The following is a 1171-nucleotide window of genomic DNA, read 5'->3' as shown; positions in this document are numbered from 1 at the left end:
TAGGGATGCTCCGATCAACTTGTCGTGCAGCCGCGGCAAGTTGCAATTTTCCAGGCACCTACAGCGTCATTGGACGAAAAGTGACCGAAAAATCATGTACGGAGAGCTTTTTCGACCGGTTCTCCGTGTTAAACGCGAACCTCACCCATACCCATGAGCTGTTTTCGAACCCTCCACAGGTTTGCCAGGGCGAACAGCGTGGTCAACTGAGCCGTGTTTTTCATCAGCCCACGAAAACGTACTTTCACGTAACCAAACTGCCGCTTGATCACGCGAAACGGATGCTCGACCTTGGCCCGTGTCTGAGCCTTGCAGAACTCGATCTTGCGCTTGGCTTTGTACAGTACGCTGCGCTGGTTCAGCTTGGAATAGGTGCTGCGACGCGCTGCAATCTGCCAGATCACCCCCCGATTTTCATGCTCTTCGCGTCTTTCGACACCGGTGTAACCGGCATCTGCATACACGGCGTTTTCTTCGCCATGCAGCAGTTCAGCCACCTGCGTGACATCGGCCACATTGGCAGCGGTGCCATGGACGTGATGCACCAGGCCGGACTCGACATCGGCACCGATGTGCGCCTTCATCCCGAAGAAATACTGACCGCCTTTCTTGGTCTGGTGCATCTCGGGATCACGCTTGCCTTCTTTATTTTTGGTCGAGCTGGGGGCATGAATAATGGTGGCATCGACGATGGTGCCTTGGCGCAGCGACAGGCCTTTTTCCTGCAGATAACCATTGATGACCGCAAGGATTGCCGGTGCGAGCTGATGCTTCTCCAGCAAGTGCCGGAAGTTCATGATCGTGGTGTCTTCGGGGATTGGCGCGCTCAGCGTCAGGAGTGCGAACTGGCGCATGGGCGTGATTTCGTAGAGCGCTTCTTCCATGGCCGGGTCGCTCAGGGAGAACCAGTTCTGCAACAGATGGATGCGCAGCATGGTTTCCAGAGGATAGGGTTTTCTACCGCCGCCGGCCTTGGGGTAGAACGGTTCGATCAGCTCCAGCAGGCCTGCCCAGGGCACCACCTGATCCATTTCGGCGAGGAAGCGCTCTCGGCGGGTTTGCTTGCGCTTGCCGGCGTACTCAAAGTCGGAAAAGCTCATCTGGCTCATGGGCGGCTCGGATCAGGTGTTGCGGGGATTCTCGCATAACTGAAGGCTTGTTCGGAGATTCC

The 1171-nt window shown here is 56.4% G+C and carries 1 protein-coding gene; it reads right to left on the bottom strand.

What is annotated here, in order from left to right; translation table 11 throughout:
• Positions 1–128 precede the first annotated feature (128 nt).
• Positions 129–1109: an IS5-like element ISPa41 family transposase gene (locus BLL38_RS29960; protein ID WP_004576175.1), complete on the bottom strand. Its 981-nt coding sequence runs from the start codon at positions 1107–1109 to the stop codon at positions 129–131.
• Between the last annotated feature and the right edge of the window lie 62 nt (positions 1110–1171).

Source organism: Pseudomonas gessardii (genome assembly GCF_001983165.1).
Classification (GTDB): Bacteria; Pseudomonadota; Gammaproteobacteria; order Pseudomonadales; family Pseudomonadaceae; genus Aquipseudomonas; species Aquipseudomonas gessardii.
The sequence above is the reverse complement of the archived record's forward strand: the minus strand, read 5'-3'. Positions and strand labels throughout refer to the sequence as shown.